This window comes from Diplocloster hominis (genome assembly GCF_032380655.1).
In the GTDB taxonomy this organism is placed as follows: Bacteria; Bacillota; Clostridia; order Lachnospirales; family Lachnospiraceae; genus Diplocloster; species Diplocloster hominis.
The window spans coordinates 152,151-168,920 of record NZ_JAWDIY010000011.1; the positions used below are offsets into that span (position 1 = coordinate 152,151).

Sequence of the window (16,770 nt, forward strand, 5' to 3'; positions counted from 1 at the left end):
TCCTCCCATTCATCAAAACAGCTGCTATTGACTCATGGTAAATATGATTTCCTGATTTTCTTTTGAAAACAGCGTCTCCCTTCGCAGTACCGTATGGGAAACTGTTTCGCCCTGCACTTTATGAAAATGACGCTTGAGGCTTTCTGCCGTCTTAGTCAGGCTTTGATAACCCACATTAAATTCATCGGGCACCACCAGACACTTCACGTGATCCGTGTCCAGATAATAGACCGCTTCCGTGGAACGGCCGATTCCATACACGACCGCTCCATGCAGATTATTGGCCGCAGATTCTTCCCCGGCTGCTGTCAGGCTGTCATCATCCAGCGCAACCACAAAATTGACCTCAGGCTGGGCTGCCAGGGAATTCTCTTTTTCTTCCCCGGAATGACCGGAAACGTTCCAGATAATCTCAGCTTTGGTATCTGCGAGTCTGTCCCGGAATCCCTTCTCCCGGTTAATCGCTGCCTCCGAATCATTGGTTTCTGAGAGAATCCCTATAGTTTTTCCATCTACCTTACCGTTATAGTCAGCCAGCAATTCCTCCGCCAGCACAGTGCCCATGGCATAATGGTCCGGTTCCGTGACAGGAAGCTTAGTGAGCGTCCTGTCTTTTGACGCCGTGGACTCCACAAGCATAACCGGGACCCTTTTTTCGAATTTTTTTAACATTTCCTCCGCCCCGGTCTCCGGCACAGGCTGCACGATCACCGCATCCGCCCCATTGTCTATCTCCCATTCGATGAGGCTCTTCTCCTCCTCAACGGTCAGCGTCTCCCCTGTATTGACAATAAACACTTCGATTCCCTGATCTTCCGCCGCCATTTTCAAACCATATTTAAATGCGGACCACTGCGCATCATCCGAATTCCGGACAACCACAGACACCTTAACCAGGTCTTGTCCGTTTTTCCCCTGCAGCATCAGGAGAAGCGCCGCAAGAACCATTAACGCTAAAAATGCTTCCAGCAGAATTACTACTTTTTTTCCAGTCTCCATCTTCTATTTACCCTGTATTTTCTTGTCAATCATTTCTTCTCTGCTAAACATATTACCCTTTTCCAGTATCTTTCTGTTTTCTTCCGTATAGGGAACCGCCGGGATGCAGACTGAAACCGTGGTACCTTTATCCGGCTCGCTTTCCACTATAAGTCCATACTCTTTGCCAAAGACAATCTGGATACGATTATTGACATTCACGAGACCGACGCCTGAGCCGTGTTTATGAACCCGGTTACTGTCCGTTAACAGGAGGCTTACTTCTTCCCTGGACATTCCCATTCCATTATCCGTCACCGATAAGATGATCTTATCCTCTTCCTGCCAGCCAGTCACCGTGATCTCGCCGCAATCATCCGTGCTGTTTACTCCATAATTTATCGCATTTTCCAGGATCGGCTGTAAAATCAGTTTTACAGTGCAATACGAACAGATCGCTGGATCTACTTGAAATACAATGGAAAAAGCATTTTTATACCGGATCTTCTGTATGTTCATATAGCTTTGTGCATGCTGCAGCTCATCGCTCACACTGATTATGGTGCGGCCTTTGGAAAGGCTGATCCGGAAAAGCTTCGCCAGCTGGGAAATCATAAATACGGCATCGTCGTTTCGCTCTCCCTCCACCATCCACGTAATCGATTCCAGGGCGTTATACAAAAAGTGGGGATTAATCTGACTCTGCAGCGCATCCAGTTCACTTTTTCTTCTTTCATTCTGTTCCAGAATGATCTCCCTCATAAGAGTATCGATCTGCTCATAGGATCTTTGTATGGATTGGGCCAGATGTCTGATTTCCTGGGAACCACCGATGTAAATCTCCGGCTTTTCTCCCGCTTCGTATTCCATAACGGAATGGTTCAATTTCAAAATGGGATCGGAAATCTTGACAGACACAAGGCGGTTGATGATCACAAGCATCAGCGCCATAAAAAACATGAGACCGGCAATAAAATACCGGATATTGACCATGCCATGGGTAAATGCGGAATAGGGAATCACTCCAACCAGCTTCCACCCGGTATAACTGATCGTATTGACTATCACCTTACGATGTTCTCCCTCAAACACCTCATCATAGATGCCATCCTTGTATTTAGCTGCGGCCTTACTGTTTTCACTGCTGATACCGTCGCTGATCTGGATCTGACGCATGTGGTAAATGATTTCTCCGTTGCTGTCACACAGATAGTAGTACTGTCCGTTATTCAACGTATTGATCTGTTTCATCATCCGTGAAATATTGGAATAATCCATATCCACAAGGAGAACCCCCAGCTGAGAATCCCCGTTATTCGTCAGCTCGACAACACGGCTTAAGGAGATCACCCAGTAATACCGGAACGAGGCATCATTAAACAGATTTTGAATATGAGGTGTGGAAAAATGCATATTTTCCATCTCGGCCCGGGCCTGTATGTACCAGTCCTGGCTGGTGACATTGGGGTCCTCTTTCTGCGATGCGACCGGTTCTGCCGCCAGCAGACTTCCATAGTTATTGTAAATGGCAATGCTCCGCAGATTATCTCTGTTCGCTTCATACAGGAGATTCATCCCGCGTTGGATATCATTGTCTTTGTTTGAAATATCATTTTCCTTGATTACGTTATAATACACCGCATCCGATATCTGCCGCATACTGAGCAGATAATCTTCCAGGTTTTCCCCGGCCTGCTCCATCAGCTTCTGGCTGCTCTGTATGATTTCCTGCCGGGATGAGGCGGAGAACCGGATGTACATTGCGATTCCCACAATCAGCATGGTCGAAATGGCAATCATGGAAAACGCAAACATAATCGTAGACTGTATTCCTCTGGGATTTACCCTTTTCCAGTGCCTGAAATACTTATTTTTCACTCTTTCGTATGCTCCGTCCTGTATTTTGAAGGCGATACGCCAAACCGCCTTTTAAATACATAGCTGAAATAATTTGGATCCGTATAGCCCACGTTTCTTGCTATAATATAACTTTTTTCATTTGTCTCGATCAGCAGGCGGGATGCCTGATCCGTCCGGTAATCCGTCAGATAGCCGATAAACGAATTCCCTGTTTCTTTTTTAAAAATAGTCGAAAAGTAAGAATTCGATACGCCCAAAACCTCACAGATACTGTCCAGAGAGAGATCCTCATCCGAATAGTTGACGCGGACATATTCCTCGGCCTTAGACACAAAAGATTTTGTCGATCTGCTACGGGCGCTGATTAATTTTTCATGGAAAGTAAGACCAATATCAATAAGCCATTTTCGCAGCGCATTGGGTTCCAGGTCAAGAAGGCTATTATACAGCTTTCTCATATCTTCCGTAAATTCTTCGATCACGATATCGTTATTTATGCAGAACTTATACAATTCGCTGATTAATTCCATAATGGCTATATGATGCTGCTGCAAAGATTTTGAAGAAAATAATATATGGTCCAGGTACTTATTGACTGCTTCGATAATATCCGGCGCAGAATTCAGACGAATGTTCTTAAACAAATTTGATAATTCCGTATCATTGCTTAACCCGGATTTACTGATCTCCTGCGGCGCTATCTCTTTGAAATTAATCGCCCTGGAGGTACCATAGATCACCCGGTAGGAGACAGCCTCTCTTGCATCGGTATATGATTGTGACAATTCAAGAATATCTTCACAGACCTGGCCGATCCCCACCGTAACGACAGCCCCAATGATGCGATAGGCATATTTGCAAAACCGGTCGCATTCATCGGTCAATTCCGAGATTTCCGTTTCATTTTTGAGCTGTACAATCAAAACCGTATTCCCCAGATAGGAAAAAGATTTTGCCTGCCACTTTTCCCCCAGACGTTCCTCCGCCTGTTTCTGTACGGACATCGATAAGAGCAGCGGATTCATCTCCTTTGGGATCTGGCTTGGTGACGCATAAATAACAAGGCAGCAGAAGAAAGGTCCCGGAAAAGAAATCTGGTAATTGGAGAGATAATCGGATACTTCATCCTCATGGATTCTTCCTTCGATCAGAGTGGAATAGAAGTTTGCCTGCAGAAGCGGCAGGGACTCCATATAATACTTTTGCAGTATCTCCACATTTCTTTTTTCACTTATTTCCTGATCCAGCTTGATCTTCACCTGTGTAAACACATTCACCAGTTCCGCAGAATTAACCGGCTTCAAGATATACTCTTCGATTTCCAGGTGGATCGCCTCTTTGGCATATTCGAACTCATCAAACCCGGTAAATATCAAAATCTTGGTGGTCGGATAGTCCGTCTTAATATGTTGGGACAATTCCAAACCATCCATATACGGCATTTTGATATCCGTCATAACCACATCCGGCTGAAATTCCTCCACCATCTCCAGTGCCTTGACACCATTGTTGGCATACCCCACCACGGAAAAGCCCAGCCCTTCCCAATTGATTTTCTTCATGATGACCTGTATTACTTCTTCCTCATCATCCACCAAAAGTACCGTATATGCAGCCATATCTTCCCCCCATTGTTTTCCGGCCTGTTGTGAATTATTATAACAAATGCCCTAATAAATGTAAATGCAGGCACTCCTTTTTCACGAGCTATGGGGGGTGGGGGTTTTTAGGTCCGGGGTGAGCGGGATGGGGGGCGGCCTTTCGGAACCGGGCGGCAAATCCCGCAGGGCCAAATCACTTCGGCCGGACCTAAGAACGGGTAACTCCGAAGGCGGGAGAACCTCTTATTGGCAGGGCCTGGAACAAACTCGCCACAATACGGCTCGGACAGTGTTCCAGGCCCTGCGAGGTTCTCCCACCTTCTGCGTAACCCGTTCTAAGGCCCGGTCTCAAGTGATTTGGCCCTGCGGGATTTGCCGCCCGGTTCCGAAAGGCCGCCCCCCATCCCGCTCACCCCTGCTTTAAAAAAAGCGGTTTGTGTTCAGACTGGTATGTGTTATTATATGCTGTTTCTTGATTGTTTTGTTGGTGATGTGTTATGGGATCGTTGCTTATTTGATTTGGAATCGTTTGGGATGGACTGTGTTTCTAGTTCAGCCGGTTTTCGTAGACTTTATAATGTATTTAAAGGCACCAAAGGGGGGCGGCTTGGAGCTGGGAGAGTTTCGGGGACGGGAGCGGATCGCTTGTGGCCGGGGCTTCGAATGGGGTACGTCAGATGGGTGAAATCTCACGGGCTCCGGGACGCCTCTTTCCCGGGTTTGGGTGGGACCGCCCTTAAGGCTGGGGACAGCAGGCGGTATCCGGGGACTCTCCCGACGGCCGGGTTCTTTTGTGTCTCCTGGGGAGCGCATAGGGCGGCTGAGCATCCGCTTAGTGAAATCGGAAAGCCAGGTTCAGGATGACCGGCGGACTTCACGTCCGACGGGCAAGAGCCTCTGAACCGGGAACACATCCTGTGTTCCTGGTGAATAGGCTCGGTTCCTGAACCTGGCTTTTCGATTTCACTTAGCGGATGCCAGCGCAAGCCCTAAGCGCTCCCCAGGAGACACAAAAGAACCCGGCCGCCGGGAGCGTCCCCGGATACCGCCTGCTGTCCCCAGCCTTAAGGGCGGTCCCACCCAAACCCGGGAAAGAGGCGTCCCGGAGTCTGCGAGGTTTCATCCATCTGACGTACCCCATTCGGAGCCCCGGCCACAAGCGATCCGCTCCCGTCCCTTTCCAGGCTCCAGGCTCCAGACTCCAGGCTCCCGCCGCCTAAGCAGTCACAAACGATAAACATTATTTTTTCTGAACATATTTTAGACAGTCAAGTGTTACTGCTACTATGATGATGATACCTTCAAAAACAAACTGCAGGTTGGTGTCGATACCGAGGATGGTAAGGGAATAGGTGAGGGCGGTGAAAATCAGCACACCGACGACCACACCGGATATCTTGCCGATACCACCGGTGAAAGACACGCCGCCTACTACGCAGGCTGCGATCGCATCCATCTCCCAGCCCTGACCATAGGCGGCAGATCCGGAACCAACCATTCTGGCACATTCCAGCCAGGCGCCGAACCCGTAGAGGATACCTGCCAGAATGAACGCTCCCACTGTTACACGGAATACCGAGATACCGGAAACGGCTGCCGCCTCCGGGTTTCCTCCAACCGCATACAGATTTTTACCAAAGGTTGTTTTGTTCCAAATGAACCATATAATGATAATTGCCGCTACTGCCCATAGGATAATCGTGGGGAAATTGTTTAGTTTCGGAATAATCATGCTGGGAATGGTCGGTTCTATAGCGCCGAAGGACACGCCTTTGGTCGCGTAGGTTACCAGTCCAAATATGACCAGCATATTTGCCATGGTTGATATGAAGGGATGCATTTTAAATTTTGCAGTAAAGAAACCTGCAATTGCGGTGAAGCAGGTACATAAAAGTGTACACATGATCAGTGCGAATATCACTCTTACACCGATGGGCATCCCTGTGAAATCAAAAATATGTCCAAACACTCCTCCTGTATTAATGCCCTGATGCATAATAATCGTTGCTGTTGTCATACCCATACCAATCATTCGGCCAATGGAAAGGTCCGTGCCGGTCAGGAGGATCAGACCCGCTACACCAAGCGCCAGAAACATCCGCGGCGAAGCCTGCTGGAGAATATTTAATACATTGTTATAAGTAAGAAGTGGTGAATTTTTCACCGCCGGCGTAATAATACACAGCATGATAAAAATCAGGATAATAGCAATATATAAGCCATTCTGCAGAAGAAATGTTCTGCGGTTGAAGACATATTTGTAATTTTCCCATTTTTGTGCTCTTGACTCCATAAAGGTGAATTTTGACATCCGGAGCAGGTCGATCAGATGATATTTGTAGTTATAAGCCGCATGTCTTCTGTCCTTTATCTGCTGAAGATCTTTATCCAGTTTCATCTTCGCGTCGAACAGCCGGTTCTTATAGACATACTTTTCATCTTTTAATTCTTTATGGTCGGTAATTTTGGATACAATTTCCTGATGCTCTTTTTGCAGTTCCTCAAGCATCTTGCGGTATTGTTCCTTGGCGCATGCTTTTTCCTGCTCGCAGCTTGCTTTTACCGGCTGATAATATTCCTGGTCGAAATGTGCCTTGAGATAAGCCTCCGCATCTGCTATTAATTTTGAGATTTCGTCTTTGTTTTTTTCTTTTATTTCTTTTGCTTTGTTCAGGACGTCCTGGACTTCGGCAATCTTGGCATCCCTTTCTTCTTTGGTAAGGTTACGATCCCTCTTTATCCCGTCAATTTGGTTTTGACAAGAGAGAACCTTGTCTATGCCATCCACTCTGAGGCTGTCAATCTTTTCCTGAATCGCGCCCACATAAGCCTCGATTGGCTGACGCAGCTGCATTTCCTGGTCAGCCGTTAGAATTTTACTGTTTTCTTTCGCCATATCTATCGCTCCCCCATATTATTATAGGTATTTTGCACTGAGCCTTAGAAGCTCCTCCTGATCTGTCTCTTTGGTATTCACAATTCCGGAAAGGCGTCCATTTGACATTACACCTATACGATTCGTAATTCCCAGAATTTCCGGCATTTCAGATGAAACAACTATAACCGTCTTTCCCTGCTTCGCCATATTAATAATCAAATCATATATTTCGTATTTCGCACCAACATCGATTCCTCTTGTCGGTTCGTCCATCATAAAAATCTGGGGGGCCCGCTCCAGCCATTTGCCAAAAATAACTTTCTGCTGATTGCCTCCCGAAAGGCTCGACATCATATCTTCCGGACCCATACATTTCGTATGCATGGTTTTAATTTCCTTTCCGGTTGCCTTTATCATTTTTGCATCAGAAAGCGCGAATCCGGACTTGTATTGTTCCAGATTTGCGATCGTGGTATTGAATGTAATATTGCCCTTCAGGAAAAGCCCGTTGGCCTTACGCTCCTCGGTAATCATGGCAAACCCGTGTTCCATCGCTTCCTTTGCATTGCTAAAGTTCATCAGACGGTTATTCAGGTAGACACGTCCCGCCGCTCTGGTACGGACACCAAAGATCGTCTCCAAAAGCTCTGTCCGTCCTGCTCCAACCAGACCGTACAGCCCGAATATTTCTCCTTCCCTCACATCGAAGGAAATATCCTGTAAATGAGGCTCAAACTTAGTGGACAGATTCTGCACAGAAAAAATCACATCTTTAGGTGTATTGTCCACCGGAGGAAAGCGGTTTTCAAGGGAACGTCCAACCATGGCCGCGATCAGCTCATTCATGTTCGTATCCCTGGTACTCTTTGTCATGACGAGATTCCCGTCCCGGAGCACCGATATCTCATCACAAATTTCAAATACTTCATCCATTTTATGAGAAATATAGATCAGGGAGATCCCCTGTTCTTTTAGCATTCTCATCATCTCAAAAAGTTTATCCACCTCCTGTACCGTCAGGGAGGAGGTCGGCTCGTCAAGAACAATCACTTTGGAATTATAGGATATCGCTTTGGCGATTTCACACATCTGCCTCTGCGATACAGACATGTTCCGCATGGGCTGAGTGACATTAACAGTCATGCCCAGTTTCCGAAACAGCTCAGAGGCTTCCTTTTTCATCCTGCCTTCATCCACTATACCCATGGAATTCACCGGATAACGTCCGAGGAACAGATTATCAATTACATTTCTTTCCAGACATTGATTCAATTCCTGGTGAACCATCGCAATACCGTTTTCAAGGGCATCTTTTGGCCCGGAAAAACTTACTTCCTTTCCCTCAAGGAAGATTTTGCCCTCATCCTTTTGATAGGTACCAAAAAGACACTTCATCATCGTCGACTTACCGGCACCATTTTCCCCCATAAGACCCATGACAGTTCCGCGTTTCACATCCAGACTGATATGATCCAGGACTCTATTCCTGCCAAAGGACTTACTCATGCCGTTGATCGATAAGACAATATCAGCTTTCTTATCTTCCATACTTTTACTTGTATGATGTTTTCAACGAAATACATCATATTCCTTTCTTTATAATATCGTGGTTACATGTATCCCGCTGTTAGCGGAATTTATTTTTTTCTGTTCATAGAGTTTGAAAAAGACACCTGCAGAGAGCTGAATGGATTTTAAATAAGGTGTTAGGGAGAATACTATTCTCCCTAACAGCCCATCCATTCTGTTTTAACAGCTATTATTGACTAAGCAAAGATGTATAAGAGGCCGCATTATCTGTCTTAACCATATTAATGGCAAATGCATCATACTGGCCTGGATTTCCGAGACGGTTTGTGATATTGGACTCTGTCTGTCCATCACCGCCGATGTAATCAACCTCAAGATTCAACAGATCGTCATAGTTCTGAAGAAGCGGCTGATATGTGGAACTTAAGAAGTTATCAGCGGCATTGTAAATATCCAGCCATACCTTCTTAGAAGGATGCGCGCTTGCGTCAAGCTGTTTGGATACAGGCTCATATACCTTTGTGGAATCAGAAAAATCCTGGTAATTATCACTGGTAACCGCCACATTCAACGCGTAATAGGAACGTTCCGCCTCTTTGTACACATATACGTCTGAAGACAGGACATTGCCCGCCTCGTCCGCAGTGCCAATACCGGTATCAATATCAACTCCGTCAAGAGCATTCCTAAGAACACGAAGAGTCAAATATGCCTGTACATCCGCGTGCTGGCTGATTGTTCCGCCATAGCCTTCCGCGATCGCTGCCACCGCATCGTTGTTGGCATCATAACCAAAGGTAGGAACCTTGTTATCCTTTGACCATGCATTGAACATAGACATTCCCATACCATCGTTATTGGAAACGACTACATCAATCTGATCGCCAAAAGAAGAGGACCAGGTACCAATCGTATTTCCTGCTGTAGCCGCATCCCAGGTTGCACCTGCAGAGTTTTTCATTTCCTGGGAAGCAAGCTCGCGGACAACATAAGTTTTCCCGCCCACCTCAAGGCTTCCGTCCTGTACTGCAGCTGCTGAACCATCTGTGTTTGTACCGATCGGCTCACTATTGACATTTCCGTCTTTGTCGACCCCTGTGCCAAGGGCTTTACGGACACCCCTTGTACGCGCGATGGAATCATTATGGCCGATGTCACCGATCGCCAGCACATAGCCAATGGTTCCATCTCCATTGCGGTCGATCTTGTCGATATTTTTCTCAATATAATCTTTGACCATTGTCCCCTGAAGTTCAGCGCCCTGATTTGCATCAAAGCCTACATAATATGTATTGTCATTGAAGGTCAAAGCTGCCATATCGAGTTCCCCGGTAGAGCTGTTGGACGGCTGACGGTTAAACCACACCAGGGGTTTGTCCTTGTTTGCCACCTCTGCCCCGGAATCCGCCGGCTTCGACTGATCCGTCTGATCTGACTGCTCCGTCTGTTCCGGCTGTTTGGATGTGTCCGCCTCACCCGACGAAGAATTGTCTGAACCGCACGCGGTCATGGAAAAGGTAAGCAGTGCCGCCATCATCATTAAAACCACTTTTTTCTTCATAAACTTTTTCTCCCTTTCTACACTCTTTGTTCATGTGTTTTGTTGATGTTTCCAGTATATTCAATTCAGATCAAAGAAAACATAGAATATTTTTTGCTTTCCATTGAAATTTTTAAGATACTATTGGTCATATATAGCAAAACAAAAAGTAATTTTCCGTTTTTTTGCGTCTAATGTCCTAAACCCGGAGGAGGGAAGCGGAGTGGTTCCTCCGCTGACTGACGACAACGCGGCAGATGACAAAACAGGCAGTGCTGATACTATGGTTTCTGGCCGGATGGAGCACTAGCATTTCTGCAAAAAAATAGACGCTGCCGGGTTTTATCTGTGAATCTATACCCGGCAGCATCTGAATTTTTGTATCCGCTCTACTTCTCCAGTTCAAAACGCAGCGGTCATACGTCCGCTGCGTTTCTCTAATAAAATGATTCTATGCTTATATTCCAAACTCTTCAAACAGGGTCTGCTGATACTGCTTATCTATGGAGGCACGAATGATGTCTTCCGTTCTTCCGGCCTCAGCCAACTTCGCATTGAGTGCATTTACTCTGTCTTGTCCTTGTTCAACCCCTTTTTCAATGCCTTTTTCAATGCCCTTCTCAATCCCATCTTCCATCAGCATCTGCCCTAATCTTGTCATAGCCATAACCTCCTTTATTTCCTGTAAATCCATATCATCCAGCAATTTATTTGCCAGAGCATACAGAACGGCCTGCATTTTTACCAGCTCTTCCTTGTCGACTTCTGCTTTGGACTTGCTCAAGATAACGATACTTTCCCTGATTCTCTCCTTATTTGGCATAGTCCCTCCCATCAGCGGACTCAAAAGCATCGGCAGCAAGTCATCCTTCTTAAGCGATTCCCTTTTTCCTATCTTTTCATAAAGTCCCTCAAAAATTTCATCCGCGTCTTTCTCTTTCATATGGACAATTTTCACCCGGTATGTATTCAGGCCTTCTGTGAGTTCTGAACGGATATGCCTGACTCTTGCCGTACAGATTACACAGGTAATCACCGGGACTTGATACGTCCTGCTGGTTGCCGCCTCATACTCCCGGAATCTCTTTAAATCTGCGATCTGTATGGGATCGCTCTCGAACTCCAGATGAAGCCACATCCCGTCCTCCAGCTCATAATTAAAGTCCTGGAACATCTTCCTGGCCTCCAAATGAACGGTTTCCGTCGGGACGATGGCAGCCACCTTCTGTTCCACCCCTAAATAATGCAGCAACTCCTCTCCAAAATACTGAGCCGCCGTTTTCATCGCCAGATCTTCCAAATGAATATAATCTTCAGACGGCTCTTGTCTTTGGTTTTCTTTCATATAGCCTGCCTTTCCAAAGCCATATGAGAACCTGTCTCTAATTTTCTGCTATAAGTTTATTATAGTATGAAACCACATATGGTACAACAGTTAAGCTTTCTTTTGTTATTATAATTAAATGTGTATCCTATTGTTATCCTGGAATCTTTTGCCTGAATTGGCTGATACTTAATGCTGATACTTATTACCGTAAATAGAATATTTCTTCATAATTAGAGGTTGTTCCCATATCTCACTGATAACCATACATAGAAATACCAGACAGTACATAAACTCAACTCATACCCGATATTATTTAACAAGCATATCACAAGCCTTATCATTCTTCAAGTCAAATATATAAGCATTCTATTCTCCAAACATCTATGTCGTATCCCACGAACGCAGCATGCGAAAAGCCCGCCAGCCTGCATGTCTGACGGGCAAAAACAGCAAAACGATAATCTTCTTCCCGGGACTTTTCTTTTATCATATTGCCGCCTGCATCCCATGCACAAAACGGTTACGCAAACGGTTCCTTTGTCACCCGGTGAACTTCAATCTCATCAATCACCGCATTTGTATGCCGGTGTTCCAGATAAAAGATCACGATTTCCGCCATATCCTCCGGCAGAATCATGCCTTCCGGGCTCAGATCCGGCCGTACCGACGCGATCATATCCGTAAAGACACTACCCGGACTAATTACATGTACCCGGATATTTTCTTTAAACACCTCGTTCGCAAGTGACTTGGAAAAGCCCAGCAGCGCATGTTTGCTGGCCGCATAGACACTTTGCAGCGGATATCCTTTATGTGATACGACAGAGCCGATATTAATAATCGTAGCGAAATCGGATTTTCTAAGATAAGGAACCGCCTTCTGACACAGGAAATACGGCGCCTGCACATTTACCTTCATAATACTTTCAAACAACTCCGGCGTCATCTCCTCCACAGGACATCTGTGAGAAAGTCCGGCATTATTAATCAGCACATCCACTCCCCCGAAAGCTGTCTGTGTCCGTTCAAGCAGCTCCTCCAAAAAATTCATATCCGACAGGTCTCCCGGACAGACGCAGGCCTTTCCCCCTATTTGTTCCACTTTTTCAGCCACTGCCTCCAGCGCCTCTTTCCGGCGTCCTGTCAGCACGATATTCATCCCGCACTCCGCAAGTTTCTCACTCAGCACCTCGCCGATACCGCCAGCCGCGCCCGTTATGATAACCGTTTTACCCTGTAACCTGTTATTCATGATTTCCTCCAGTCTTGCGTTTTCCCGCACAAATAGGTTTCCATTCCATTTTCCATTATAATCCATAATCCATCTTTTGCGAACTCATTATTTCATACGAAACTTTAATACCAATTATTCCTCATAGAACGAAACACAATAGTTCTACTATTACACTTCCCCCCAAGTCTAAAAGCACCGCAAAGTATAATCGGCCGTATTGCTCCTCTTAGAACCGCTGCTCCGTTCTCGCAATAATGTCATTCTGGGTCTGCGGGGATAAAACATGAAAGAAAGCGGAATACCCGGCCACCCGTACGATCAGGTCCGGATACTGATCCGGATGCTTCTGCGCGTCCAGCAATGTTTCCCGTGACACCACATTATACTGGACATGCCAGCCTTTTAATACGTCAAAGAAGGTCCGGATCAGCAGCCCCAGCTTCTGTCTGTCCTCCGGCTGTTCCAGGATCGCCGGGGTAACCTTCTGATTCAAGAGCACTCCGCCGAAGATCTGGGAAGTCTCAAGCTTAGACACCGATTTGAACACACTGGTCGGCCCGCATAAGTCCACCGCGTGGGACGGCGAACACCCCTCCGCCAGGGGTTCTCCAAAATGGCGGCCGTCCGGCGTGGCACAGGTGCCCGCCCCCTGCGGAACATTGGCTGCCACCGAGGAAGTCCCGGCATAGTAGGTACCGCCGATCGGCCCTCTTCCATATCGGGTATTCTTATATTTTTTGATCTCATCCAGATAGGTATCATAGCCTCTCTTAACCAGATCATCCACATAGTCGTTATCATTTCCATATTTGGGCGCCAGCATCAGGAGCCTGCGGATTCTCTTCCCCTCCTCGTCTGCGAAATCATTCATCAGGGCATCCCACAAATCCTTCCGGGATATCTGCTCCTCCTCATAGACACATTTTTTCAGCGCGGCCAGGGAATCTCCCAGATTCGCCACGCCCACCTGCAGCTGGCTGATAATATCATAGTGTGCGCCGCCCTCTTTCAGATGTTTTCCCCGCTCGATACAGTCATCGACCAATGCCGAACAAAGGATATCCGGGACTTCCTGCTCTACCACCATATCCGCGCAGTTGTCCAGGATCACCCCGATATGGATCAGCTGCCTGGCCGTATAATCCCAGGCTTTCATTACGTCTTCAAAGCTTTCCATATCCAGAAAATGTCCCAGGCCTTTGCAGATCTTCTTACCCGTATTTACATCCACACCGTCGTTCAGCGCGGTCATCAAAGTTTTAGGGAAATTCAGATAACTCATGCCGGTACAGCGGTAGCCCCACCGCCCGGGGACCCCCACCTCCACACAGCCGATGGCGCTGTAGTTATAAGCATCCTCTTTGCTGACTCCCTTGTCCATCAGGGATGGAATGACGATCTCATCGTTGTTAAAGGCGGGCATACCGAAGCCCAGCCGTATACATTCGATACAGGCATTCATGAACTCCGGACTCATATTGCTGAAATAGCGGACCGTCATGTTCGGCTGGGGCAGGTGGGTGCGCGCCACACTGCGCAGTACCGCCCAGGTCAGCGGGTTTACCGCATCCCTGCCGTCCACCGTCTGCCCGCCGATCGTAATATTCTGGTACATAGGGCTGCCGGCTGCGAAGCGGGTGTGGCCCCAGCTGCGGATCTTGTTGATTGTAAGGGTTTTTAACCAGAGATTCTCCAGAAGTTCTTCCGCTTCCTCCTGCTTCATTCCGTCCCGGATACTTTTTTCATAATAGGGGAAACAGTACTGGTCAAAACGGCCGAAGGAAAGCGAATGGCCGTTGGATTCAATCTGCAGGATCAGATGGATAAACCAGACACTCTGCAAAGCTTCCTGGAAAGTCTGCGCTGGTTCCATCGGCACTCTTTCACAGATTCGCGCGATCTGCTCCAGTTCCCGTTTTCTCTGAGTCCCTGCTGTCTTAGCCTGCTCTGCAGCCAGACGGGCGTACCGGTGGGCAAATGTTTCCACTGCATCGATGACGATCAGTATGGCCCGATAGAAATAGCTGGCTTTCATATTGTCAAACTCAGCATAATCCAGGCCGTCTAATTTCTCCTGGGTGCGCATACGGTAATAGCCGAGCCCTTTCTGCAAGACGGTCTGATAGTCTACGGCCAGATGGGCGTCGCCGGATGTGATATTTCCCTCGTTTCGTATAATTCCCAGGTCATAGATTACCTTCGCCTCATCTGGAAATGCTGCGTACCCCTTATCCTGCAGGGTCCGTCCTTTCCAGTAGGGATACATATCCCGCAGGATCTTTTTATTTACCTCGGAAATAAGAAAACGGTCGCCGTTTCTCTTATCGAATTCGTCCAGCTCCTCGATGACCCAATCCATCGCATATTCCGGAAAAATAGGAGCAGAACGGTTTTCTTTCGCCTGGTTACCCACAATCAGAGTCTCCGGTTCGATAAATATGCTCATATTCTCCAGTATTTCCTTGACCATATAAGCCCGCTTTAACACCACCTGATCCATCTCATGTTCCTGATAGGCTTTGGTCGTCAGAACCGCCCGCTCTGTGCAGACAGCCGGTGTCACCGCCAGCAGTTTTTCCCGGAAATTTTTTATCCTCTGGGTGGATGTTCCAAAATATGATTCCATAGTGTTATGTCTCTCCTTCTATGCCCCGATCCGGGCTTTAATGTGATATTTTTCAAATGTACTGCGGTATGCCTCCAGATCCTCCGGGTGCAGCTGCGGTTTTCCCCGATATGTATAGTCCCGGTCCAGCAGCTCGTATTTGCGTTCTCCCAGCTGATGAAACAAAAGAAGCTGGACTTTTGGCACACCCAGCCGGCAGAGCAGCTGCGCGAAGCCTTCCGCGTCCCTGACCGAGTCGTTGAAACCTGGTATCACAGGAATACGTATCCGATAGGGCTTATGGCTGTCCCGCAGTATTTCGATATTCTGCAGGACCTGTTCATTTCCAACTCCGGTTCCTTCCCTGTGCTTCCCGCTGTCGTAATGCTTCATGTCCACGAACAGATAATCCACTTCCCTTAACAGTTCCAGGAACTGCTCCGAAGGAACCGCAGCAGCCGTCTCCACCGCCACATGGACGCCGTTCTCATGAAGTTTCCTGCACAGGCAGACTGCAAAATCCCGCTGCATCAGCACTTCTCCGCCGGATAAGGTTACCCCTCCGCCGGAATGATCGTAGAATGGCTTATCCTTTATTGCTTCGGCCACCACCTCGTCGGCGGTGACCAGCCACCCTTCGTGTCCGATCGCCTGCTGCGGGCAATGCTGTTCACAGGCCAGGCACATGGTACAGCCAGCCGGATCGACTGCCGGATACTCCTGCGGCCCTGTCATCGTACGGGCCTTTTGATCACAATTTTCCATACAGCGCCCGCACCGGATACATTTTAACCGGTCCAGTGTGAATTCCGGCTGTCCAAGCTGGGATTCCGGATTTGCGCACCATCTGCACCGCAGGTTACAACCTTTGAGAAATACGGTGGTACGGATACCCGGTCCGTCGTGAATACTGAATTTCTGTATTTGTATGATAATTCCTTTCCCGCCATTTTCCATGCTCGTTCTTACCTTTCCTCTTTGCTTAGTTCTGCACATTTTGATACTGAGGTCCGGGCGGAAGGGAAGCGGCGTGTCTTGGGGAGCCGGGCAGCAAATCTCGCGGGGCTAAATCACTTCGGCCGGACCTAAGAACGGCTAACTCCGAAGTCGGGAGAACCTCTTATTGGCAGGGCCCGGAACAAACTCGCCACAGGACGGCTCGGACAGTGTTCCGGGCCCTGCGAGGTTCTCCCGACTTCTGCGTAAGCCGTTCTAAG

10 protein-coding genes are annotated in these 16,770 nt (G+C 47.5%); all 10 read right to left on the reverse strand.

The window, feature by feature from the left end:
• Positions 1–24: 24 nt before the first annotated feature.
• The 10 genes from ABC831_RS12480 to ABC831_RS12525 all read right to left on the reverse strand — a co-directional run bounded on the left by ABC831_RS12480 (position 25) and on the right by ABC831_RS12525 (position 16,510).
• Positions 25–999, reverse strand: a complete 975-nt coding sequence (locus tag ABC831_RS12480) for a sugar ABC transporter substrate-binding protein (protein WP_343248451.1) — start codon at positions 997–999, stop codon at positions 25–27.
• A 3-nt stretch (positions 1,000–1,002) separates the two neighbouring features.
• The gene (locus tag ABC831_RS12485; RefSeq protein WP_343248452.1) at positions 1,003–2,856 is read right to left on the reverse strand and encodes a cache domain-containing protein; all 1,854 of its coding nucleotides are present in this window, start codon (positions 2,854–2,856) and stop codon (positions 1,003–1,005) included.
• Positions 2,853–4,457, reverse strand: coding sequence for a response regulator (locus ABC831_RS12490; RefSeq protein WP_343248453.1), 1,605 nt, complete (start codon positions 4,455–4,457; stop codon positions 2,853–2,855). The genes ABC831_RS12485 and ABC831_RS12490 overlap by 4 nt, the downstream gene beginning before the upstream one ends.
• 1,222 nt (positions 4,458–5,679) lie before the next feature.
• On the reverse strand, positions 5,680–7,335 hold the full coding sequence (locus ABC831_RS12495) for an ABC transporter permease subunit (RefSeq protein WP_343248454.1): 1,656 nt from the start codon (positions 7,333–7,335) through the stop codon (positions 5,680–5,682).
• A 21-nt stretch (positions 7,336–7,356) separates the two neighbouring features.
• Positions 7,357–8,865, reverse strand: coding sequence for a sugar ABC transporter ATP-binding protein (locus ABC831_RS12500; protein ID WP_343248455.1), 1,509 nt, complete (start codon positions 8,863–8,865; stop codon positions 7,357–7,359).
• Between the two features lie 211 nt (positions 8,866–9,076).
• Complete coding sequence (locus ABC831_RS12505) at positions 9,077–10,408, reverse strand: substrate-binding domain-containing protein (protein ID WP_343248456.1); 1,332 nt, start codon at positions 10,406–10,408, stop codon at positions 9,077–9,079.
• A 436-nt stretch (positions 10,409–10,844) separates the two neighbouring features.
• Complete coding sequence (locus tag ABC831_RS12510) at positions 10,845–11,732, reverse strand: RpnC/YadD family protein (protein ID WP_343248457.1); 888 nt, start codon at positions 11,730–11,732, stop codon at positions 10,845–10,847.
• A gap of 502 nt (positions 11,733–12,234) precedes the next feature.
• Complete coding sequence (locus ABC831_RS12515) at positions 12,235–12,966, reverse strand: SDR family NAD(P)-dependent oxidoreductase (protein ID WP_343248458.1); 732 nt, start codon at positions 12,964–12,966, stop codon at positions 12,235–12,237.
• Positions 12,967–13,174: 208 nt separating this feature from the next.
• The gene (locus ABC831_RS12520) at positions 13,175–15,574 is read right to left on the reverse strand and encodes a glycyl radical protein (RefSeq protein ID WP_343248459.1); all 2,400 of its coding nucleotides are present in this window, start codon (positions 15,572–15,574) and stop codon (positions 13,175–13,177) included.
• An 18-nt stretch (positions 15,575–15,592) separates the two neighbouring features.
• On the reverse strand, positions 15,593–16,510 hold the full coding sequence (locus tag ABC831_RS12525) for a glycyl-radical enzyme activating protein (protein ID WP_343248460.1): 918 nt from the start codon (positions 16,508–16,510) through the stop codon (positions 15,593–15,595).
• Positions 16,511–16,770 lie beyond the last annotated feature (260 nt).